This window comes from Paenibacillus sp. 7516 (assembly GCF_002272715.1).
GTDB lineage: Bacteria > Bacillota > Bacilli > Paenibacillales > Paenibacillaceae > Paenibacillus > Paenibacillus illinoisensis_A.
The window spans coordinates 1-9,286 of record NZ_NPBI01000049.1 but is presented as its reverse complement, the minus strand read 5'-3'; the positions used below and the strand labels follow the sequence as shown (position 1 = coordinate 9,286).

Annotated in this window: 7 protein-coding genes and 1 pseudogene; all 8 read left to right on the top strand. The window is 39.8% G+C overall.

The window, feature by feature from the left end:
• Positions 1 to 294 precede the first annotated feature (294 nt).
• Complete coding sequence (locus CHI14_RS29215; RefSeq protein ID WP_095293497.1) at positions 295 to 1,293, top strand: ABC transporter ATP-binding protein; 999 nt, start codon at positions 295 to 297, stop codon at positions 1,291 to 1,293.
• A gap of 4 nt (positions 1,294 to 1,297) precedes the next feature.
• Positions 1,298 to 2,230, top strand: a complete 933-nt coding sequence (locus tag CHI14_RS29210; protein ID WP_095293496.1) for an ABC transporter ATP-binding protein — start codon at positions 1,298 to 1,300, stop codon at positions 2,228 to 2,230.
• Positions 2,231 to 2,237: 7 nt separating this feature from the next.
• Entirely contained in the window at positions 2,238 to 3,200 is a 963-nt protein-coding gene (opp4B, locus tag CHI14_RS29205; protein WP_095293495.1) for an oligopeptide ABC transporter permease, read from the top strand.
• A 27-nt stretch (positions 3,201 to 3,227) separates the two neighbouring features.
• Positions 3,228 to 4,133, top strand: coding sequence for an ABC transporter permease (locus CHI14_RS29200; RefSeq protein WP_095293494.1), 906 nt, complete (start codon positions 3,228 to 3,230; stop codon positions 4,131 to 4,133).
• A gap of 17 nt (positions 4,134 to 4,150) precedes the next feature.
• Positions 4,151 to 5,977: an oligopeptide ABC transporter substrate-binding protein gene (locus tag CHI14_RS29195; protein ID WP_095293493.1), complete on the top strand. Its 1,827-nt coding sequence runs from the start codon at positions 4,151 to 4,153 to the stop codon at positions 5,975 to 5,977.
• A gap of 363 nt (positions 5,978 to 6,340) precedes the next feature.
• A pseudogene (locus CHI14_RS30870) lies at positions 6,341 to 7,254 on the top strand (IS30 family transposase).
• A 116-nt stretch (positions 7,255 to 7,370) separates the two neighbouring features.
• Positions 7,371 to 8,504, top strand: coding sequence for a ThiF family adenylyltransferase (locus CHI14_RS29185; protein ID WP_095293492.1), 1,134 nt, complete (start codon positions 7,371 to 7,373; stop codon positions 8,502 to 8,504).
• 129 nt (positions 8,505 to 8,633) lie between these two features.
• On the top strand, positions 8,634 to 9,286 hold a 653-nt coding region (locus CHI14_RS29180), incomplete at its 3' end, for an arginase family protein (protein WP_141236748.1).

Genomic DNA, 9,286 nt, shown 5'->3' with positions numbered 1-9,286 from the left:
CCCAAAACTATGATATAAAAAACATTTATACCAAAAATCTCAAAATACTTATTGACGTCACCTAAATTTACACGTATGATTACATTAATTATTTTCCTATATAATTCCGCTAGGATTTATCAACATTAATTGACCAATGGTCTAAACAGCAATATCGAAACTCGTTTCTCCTAATGATTTAGTATTTTGTATAAACTTTTGTTCGTCTTCTTCAAGAACATGGAAATATACAGTGGATGCATTCTTATATATATGAATACAGTCTGCGGAAATTTTGGGGTTAGGGTGATTGATTTGAATACAGAGCTATTGGAAGTCAGAAATCTAACTACATCATTCAGAATTGAAGATGACTATTATGCAGCAGTTGATCACGTTAACCTTACGGTTAAGAAAAACGAAGTACTAGCGATTGTTGGAGAATCAGGATCAGGCAAAAGTGCATTCGCATTTTCAATTATGGGTCTTCACAATAAAGCCAAAATTGATGGCCAGATTCTATACAAAGGACAGGATATTGCGAATATCTCTCCTAACAAATTAAACAAACTCCGCGGTAAAGAGATGGGAATGATCTTTCAGGACCCACTTTCCGCATTAAATCCTCTGATGATTATTGGTGACCAGATCGATGAGATTCTGACACTACATCAACCTAAAATGTCTTCTAAAGAAAAGAAAGACAAGGTTATTGATCTGCTTAACCAAGTAGGGATTCCACGTCCCGAACAGATATACAAGCAGTATCCCCACGAACTATCTGGCGGTATGAGGCAGCGTGTTGTTATTGCAATTGCCATTGCAAATAAACCGGAACTGCTGATTGCCGATGAGCCTACAACAGCACTTGACGTTACGATTCAGCTGCAGATTCTTGAACTTATCCGGGATTTGAAGAACGAGATCAATGCTGGCATCATCCTGATTACACATGATCTTGGGGTGGTTGCTGAGATGGCGGATCGCGTTGCCGTTATGTACGCAGGTGAAATCGTTGAGATTGCAGATATCTACACGCTAATGAACAATGCGAAACATCCATATACAAGATCTCTATTGAACTCTATTCCTACGATTACCGAAGAAAAATCGAAGCTGCATGTCATTCAAGGTATTGTACCTTCATTAAAAAATCTTCCTCGCAAAGGGTGCCGATTCAAGGCCCGAATCCCGTGGATCAGTGATTCGGCCCATGAAGAGAACCCGCAGATGCATGAAATTGCTCCAGGTCACTTTGTACGCTGCACCTGTTACCAGCACTTTCATTTCCCTGATCAAGCTGAGGAGGAATAACATAATGGCATTACTCGAAGTCGAAGGACTCAAAATACACTTTCCGATTCGCGGTGGATTGATCAAACGTGAAATTGGAAGTATCAAGGCAGTTGATGATGTAAGCTTCTCCATTGAGCAGGGACAGACGTACGGACTCGTTGGTGAGTCAGGCTCAGGCAAAACGACGACAGGGAGAGCCGTCATCGGACTCAACCATGTAACAGCCGGAAGAATTCTATTTAACGGCAAGGACCTTGCCAAAGAGCGCCGTAAGGACAGACAACTCCAGCGAGACGTGCAAATGATCTTTCAAGATCCCTATTCTTCACTGAATCCCAAGAAGAGGGTTATCGATATTATTGCTGAACCTCTGCGCAACTATGAGCGGCTGACAGCTACGGAAGAGAAGAGACAAGTCAGGGATTTGTTAGAAAAAGTAGGTCTAAGTCCGGAGTCAATCTATAAGTATCCTCATGAATTTTCCGGAGGACAGCGGCAGCGGATCGGAATTGCCCGGGCAATTGCACTGAAGCCGAAACTAATCATTGCAGATGAGCCCGTATCCGCTCTGGATGTATCCGTACAGGCACAAGTGCTTAATTTCATGCAGGAGATTCAAAAGGAGTTAAATCTGACCTATCTGTTCATCAGTCATGACCTCGGAATTATAAGACATATGTGTGATCAGATTGGGATTATGTATAAAGGTCGCTACGTCGAGCAAGGAACGACCGATGATATTTTTGAGAACCCACAGCATATCTATACCAAGCGTCTCATAGCAGCTATTCCGGATATGGATCCAACCAAACGTGACGAGATGAATGCTTTCCGTCAGCAGGTTAAATCCGAGTACGAGAATTCATACCGAAACTTCTTTGATGAGGAAGGGCTTGCTTACTCGCTCAAATCCATTTCCGATACTCACCGAGTAGCTCTACCTCAGAAAGGTTGAAGGCCATATGTGGAATATAATACTACGAAGAATCATGATTATGATCCCTCAGATCTTTTTGCTTAGTCTCTTGGTATTCTTGATGGCCAAGGCAATGCCCGGCGACGCACTAACAGGCTTGCTTGACCCAAGCATAGATCCTAAGGCTCTGGATGAACAAAGAGAACGACTTGGACTCAACAATCCATGGTATGTACAGTATTGGGACTGGATCAGAAATGCGGCACAAGGCGACTTCGGGCAATCTTTCCGATTTAAAATGCCGGTTATGGACTTGATTGGTCAACGAATCTCAAATACATTCTGGCTGGCTTTTGCAACGCTTGTGTTCACATACTTGATCGCGATTCCACTCGGTATTATCAGTGGTCGTTACAATGATACATGGTCTGACCGTTTAATTACGGGTTACACCTATTTAGGTTTTGCAGCACCTTTATTTATTTTTGCACTCGTTATGTTATGGATTTTTGGGTTCCACTTTGGGCTATTCCCAACTGGAGGTAGCGTAGCACCTGGACTTACACCAGGAACATTTAGTTACGTTGCAAGCAAGTTCTATCATCTGTTATTACCGGCCTTATCCATGGCGTTGATTGCTACAGTATCAACTGTTCAATACCTGCGTAGTGAAATTATCGATATCAAGCACAAGGAATTTGTTCTCACTGCGAGGGCCAAGGGTGCCTCGGAATCACGAGTTTACAACAGGCATATTCTAAGAAACTCTCTACTTCCGATTGCCGCATTCTTTGGTTATGAGATCACTGGACTTATCGGAGGTACCATTATCATTGAGAGTATATTCAGTTATCCGGGCATGGGTCAGCTGTTTCTTAACTCAATCTCTCTTCGGGATTTCAGTGTTGTGACTGCGCTTGTCCTGATATTTGGTATCGCAACAATTCTGGGCTCGCTGTTATCTGACATTATTCTTGGATTGGTAGATCCACGTATACGGATCAAGTAAGAACTTGAAGATTTCGGGGTGAATAAGATGAGCAAGGCCAATGATGTCGTTATAACTTCACAGAAGATAGATAAAAGCCCCTCTAGCTTGAGTATCTTATGGAGGGAACTAGTCCGGGATAAAGTGGCGCTAATTTCGCTCATATTTCTAGGATTAGTTTTACTACTGGTCTACGGAACTGCTTTGGTTCTGGATCAGGACGAAATTGTTAAAGTAGATCTATTCGCCTTGTATGAGCCGCCTTCCGCCCAATATTGGTTAGGAACAGATTACGGGGGTCGAGATGTATTCGGACAATTAGTCATAGGTACTCGGAACTCGTTATCCATTGCCATTCTTGTTACGGTAATGACAGGTTTCTTGGGAATCGTGATTGGTTTATTGTCCGGTTACTTTGGAGGTTTTATTGATAATATATTCATGCGTATAGTGGATTTCTTCATGGTTCTTCCGTTCATGATGATCGTTATCGCGTTTGTTACAGCAGTACCCAAATATAATATTACTTCGTTCTCGCTAATCATGACTGCTTTCCTATGGATGGGAATTGCCAGATTGATTCGGTCTAAGGCATTACAAGAGCGCGAACTAGAATATGTAAAGGCATCAAAAACGTTGGGTTCTTCCCATCTCAAAATCATGCTTTCACAGGTTCTACCTAATCTGAGCTCCATCATCATCGTAACGATGACATTGAACCTCGCTGCCAATATTGGCCTTGAATCCGGGTTGTCCTTCTTGGGATTTGGATTCCCTGAAAGCACGCCGAGTCTTGGAACACTCGTAAGTTATGCACGTAATCCGCAAACCCTGGAATCCAGATGGTGGATATGGCTACCTGCGTCAGTACTTATTCTGGTACTGATGTTGAGTATAAATAATGTCGGTCAAGCCCTTAAGCGTGCGACTGATGCAAGACAAAGAAGAGGTTAAAAAGGGAGGAAAGGTTCATGAAAAAGAGATTTTTTTCACGGGGACTATTTTTCACGATGATGTTGGTCTTCGTACTGGCGCTTGCGGCGTGCTCGGAGAAAGAGGCAGCAACACCAACGCCTTCTTCGAACACAGGGGAGACGAAGACAGAGGAGAAGCCTGCTAATGAAGAGGGCGTATACTCCATTGAGGACTTTAGCAATGTTAAAACCAACGAAGGCACTGCCATTGAAGGTGGATCCATCACTTACGGACTCGTGTCCGACACAGCGTTTGAAGGAACTTTGAACTTTAACTTCTACTCCGGTAATCCGGATTCAAAAGTTCTGGAATGGTTTGATGAAGGTTTGTTGACTTGGGATAAGGACTATGTATACACCAATGATGGTGCAGCTACCTATGAGACATCGGAAGATGGAAAAACGTTCACACTGACTATCCGTGATAATGTAAACTGGCATGATGGTGAGCCAGTAACAGCGGAGGATTTGCAATTTGCTTATGAGGTAATCGGTGACAAGGCTTATGACGGTCCTCGTTACGACTCCAAATTTACAAACATAGTAGGTATGGAAGAATATCATGAAGGTAAAGCAAAAACTATCTCGGGTATTAAAGTGCTGAGCGACAAAAAAATCAGCATTACGTACAAAGAATCCACACCGTCCCTGCTAACAGGTGGCTTATGGACATATCCACTGGCTAAACATATCTTCGGTGATATGGATGTAGCGAAAATGTCTTCTTCCAAAGAAGTGCGTGAAAATCCAATCGGTTTTGGTCCATTTAAAGTGGAAACCATTACTCCCGGTGAGTCTGTAACATATGTGAAAAATGAAGATTACTGGCGTGGAGCTCCAAAACTGGATAAAGTGACTTTGAAAGTTATCAACCCAACAACGGTTGTTCAAGAATTGAAGTCTGGCGGGGTAGACTTCGTGGATGCATTCCCGACAGATCAATATAAAGACAATGCGAATATGTCTAACGTAGAATTCCTGGGTGCAGTCGATCGTGCCTACACGTACATCGGTTTCAAACTCGGTACTTGGGATGAAGCAAATGGTAAAGTTGAAACCAATCCTGATGCAAAAATGGCGGATAAAAACTTGCGTAAAGCGATGTGGATGGCAGTAGACAATGACCAAGTAGGTAAACGCTTCTACAACGGTCTGCGCTGGAATGCAACAACATTGATTCCGCCGTCTCACCCTGAATTCCATGATTCCAACAATCCAGGTGTAGCCTATGATCCTGAAGCAGCCAAAGCTTTGCTTGATGAAGCTGGCTACAAATTGGACGGAGAATTCCGTACCAATCCAGATGGGACACCACTAGAGATTAATTTCATTTCGATGACGGGCGGAGATATTGCACAGCCACTGGCTCAATATTATGTTCAGTCATGGGCTGCAATTGGTTTGAAAGTAAACTTGGAAATGGTTGAATTCAATAGCTTCTATGATCGTGTAGGTAACACAGGTAAAGATGATCCAAACGTAGATGTATATCAAGCCGCATGGGGCGTTGGTATTGACGTAGATCCAGCAGGCTTGTATGGTCGCGATGCACTGTATAACTTCTCCAGATTCTCAAGTGAGAAAAATGACGAACTGCTTGCAAAAGGTATTTCTGCTGAAGCGTTTGATATAGAGAAACGCAAAGAAATCTACAATGAATGGCAGCAGTACATGGTTGATGAAGTTCCAGTATTCCCGACACTGTACCGTGCAGTTGTAGCGCCAGTTAACAAACGTGTTATGAACTATGCGATCGGTGATGGAACAGGCGTTTACCTAAGCGATCTGCAAGTTAATGCAGACAAAGCAGTTGTAGCTGAGTAATTCTTGGATTTAATTGTGACGAGAGTTGAATTGTTACAACGATGTAATAATCCATAAAAGTACTGTAGAATATCAATTAGTTTCTATAGCGCTGAAAAATTTAGCTTATAGTGAATCCACCACGTACTAGAGGGTGGATTCACTATATAGCTTAGAATTAAATTTTTGAAAAGGGTTTTGAGATAATAATGGTACTTGTATTCCTGATAATAAATAGAAGTTAACTATAATAATAACAATTAAGTATTAAACCGATTGTAACAAGAAGTGCGAAACCCACTGGAAATATATAAAAAATGGCCCATGGCCGGATTCATGTAGGACGAAGGTTCCTAAACCACATTGACACAAGGAGAATCTACCATGAGCTTTGTACACCTTAGTATAATTGAGCGCAGTAAGCTAGAAATTCTCCATAGGCAGGGGAAGCGCTTTGGCCATTGCCCGTGATTTAGTTAGGTATCACGCCAACATTTGCTAAGAACTCCTTAGAAACGAAACGTAAAATTCCTCCTATTGTCCCAAGTAGTCTCAGAAGAGGCGTAAGTCTTGCATAAACTCCATAAAATAAAAAACAGCAGGCTATCTACATCGAAGAAAAACTCCGAGTCACGTGGTCTCCCGAGCGAATTGTAGAAGGGGCAGTCTTTAGTCTGCTTCAAAACGATCTATCGTTGGCTGTATTCAGCCCGTTTGGTGAGAGGATTGCTTACCATTCTACGTCAGTCATAAAGGTAAAGGGCAGAAGCCCGCGAAAACACGCGGTAAGTTCGCTGTGGTCAAGAGGATCTCTCATCGTCCAAAAGAAGTGCGTTCCCGGGAAACTTTCGGTCATTGGGAGCTCGATTTAGTCGTCTCGGGCAGTGGGAAAAGCAAAGGCTGTTTTGCTACGTTAATCGAGAACAAGACACGCTTTTACAGACCGCAAAGCCTTGTCTATGGAAATTGCCTTCGGTGTAGCGGACTTGCAATACTCTGCTCTAGTACTTTCAAACGGCTACCACAGATCTTGGCAAGGAGTGTGCATGCAATGATAGCTTGGAAGTGACTCATGGCTTACAAGTTTATTTAGCTGATCTGTATTCATCCTAGCAACGCGGTTGGAATGAAAATTCCGATGGTCTCTTACGAGAATTTTTCCCCTAGGGAACGAATCTCTCACAAATCACGGATGAAGCACTGGAGACTGCTTTGAATTTGATTTATCACCGACCACGAAAATGTATAGGGTGGAGAACCGCTTTGAATTTTTAGAGGAGTTGTCGCGCTTAGCTTGACAATCCGACTATAAAAAAATCTTTAGTAAGATGTAAATTTATTTTTCACTTCCATTTACAAACAAAGGAATTATATGTATAATAAAAGAAATAATATACATACATAGGAGAAAAAAATGAAATATCCTAAAATAAGAACATATTTACTAGTTACTAAATATAGTGGTAAAGTCAGCATTGGAAGTTCTATAAACAGAGCAATTGAAATACTAGACCCGACTGGAGTTATATTTAAAATAATTGAATTGTGTGATGGAAAGAACGAAGTTAATCAGATTTATGAAAAAGTTAAATTGGAGTTTAAAGAAATTGAAAGAAAGGATGTTGATAAGTTAATAGAACTGTTGATTGAAAAAAAATACATATTAGAAGAACATGAAAATTATAACAACTTCTTTAAAGATTTATCAAAAGAAAGGCACAAAAGGAATATAAATTTTTTGTCTAACTTTTCTCCAGAAGGACATGAAAAGTATGAATATATTGAAAAAATTCAAAACCAAAAGGTTTTGCTGTTAGGACTTGGGGGAGTGGGTTCGGTAGTTTTATACAATCTTGCTGCACTTGGAGTGAAAAATATCACTGGAGTGGATTTTGATAAAGTAGACACAACTAATTTAAATAGACAAATTTTGTACAGAGAATCTGATGTCGGTGACAATAAAGTTGATGCAGCTGAGAGAACAGTAAATGAGTTTAACTCCTCAATCAAATTTAGTACTGTTAACAAGAAGATTGAGAGTGAAGAAGATTTGGATAAAATTATTAGTGATAGTGGATGTACATTTATTATTTGTGCAGCAGATAGACCCTCTGTATTAATAAATGATTGGGTTAATAGTGTTTCTATTAGAAGGGGTATACCTTGGATTTATGGAGGAAATAGTGAAACGGTCTCATTCTATAGATTAGTTAACCCTTCTCAAACATCATGTTTCGAATGTTCAGAATATAATTTCAAGGATAATGGATTACAAGAAGCGCTCAAAAAGTTAGATTATATACGAAAATTTCAACCTGCACCTGAAAATAACTGTATAGCTGCATCTTCTAGCATTTTAGGTTCAATGATGATCTTTGATTTTATAAAGTTTCTAACTGATATGACTTCACTTAAATCGAATAGTTCGATAGTTAAGTTTGATTACTTGACAATGGAGCTTCACGAAACAAAGATTCCCAAAAACCCTCAGTGTGCTTGTTCTATATTAACTGAAGGAGGTGAAAAAAATGAAAATCGAAATTATTGAACTAACAGAAGTTGAACTTACAAAACGTGGTGGTCGCAATGTACTGGGTGAATCTTAATTAATAAATAAAAGCACTAGGAGGTCAAATACGCCTAGTGCTCTTATTTTTATTATAAAGGAGTATTTTGTATGGATATAATTGATACTAATTTGATAGAAGTTATTGATATAGATATAGATAATGATGTATACACTTTACAGAATAAAAAAAACAATAAAATAGTAAAGCTCAATAAGGGACAGCTTAAAGGCATTCAAGAAAACAACAGTATACTTGATGTTCTTCAGGAAAGTGGCTTCTTTTCTCAGAGAGAAGATGCACCATTATTTAGTAAACATAAGAATAATTTCTTTGATTATCAAAAAGTTATAGGTTTCAAAGAAAATGGAGTTGGTATTTTGGGTTTGCCTTTTGATGCATGTTCCACAGGACTGACTGGAAGTAGTAATTCTCCAAATATTTTAAGGCGATTCACTTCTGGCTATATGACAAAAACTATGGATATCATGTTAACTGAGAGGAAATATAGACTTTTAGATCCAGTTTACTCAGTTAATATTTATGATTGTGGAGATATCCTATATATCCCTGGTGAATCTGGTGATTCTTTCCACAAGAGAATTGAAAAAGCCATAGACTATTTGAAAGATAAACATGGTATAAGGAAGTTTGTTTCAGTTGGTGGGGATCACAGTTGTACTCTTCCATTAATAAAATCATTAGATATTGAAAACATAGTTTTTATAAAATTTGACGCTCACTTTGACAATAACATAAAAAA

Bases quoted from the DNA above. Each gene is read 5' to 3' on its own strand.
- CHI14_RS29210 (WP_095293496.1), top strand. From the start codon at position 1,298: ATGGCATTACTCGAAGTCGAAGGACTCAAAATACACTTTCCGATTCGC.
- opp4B (WP_095293495.1), top strand. From the start codon at position 2,238: ATGTGGAATATAATACTACGAAGAATCATGATTATGATCCCTCAGATC.
- CHI14_RS29200 (WP_095293494.1), top strand. From the start codon at position 3,228: ATGAGCAAGGCCAATGATGTCGTTATAACTTCACAGAAGATAGATAAA.
- CHI14_RS29195 (WP_095293493.1), top strand. From the start codon at position 4,151: ATGAAAAAGAGATTTTTTTCACGGGGACTATTTTTCACGATGATGTTG.
- CHI14_RS29185 (WP_095293492.1), top strand. From the start codon at position 7,371: ATGAAATATCCTAAAATAAGAACATATTTACTAGTTACTAAATATAGT.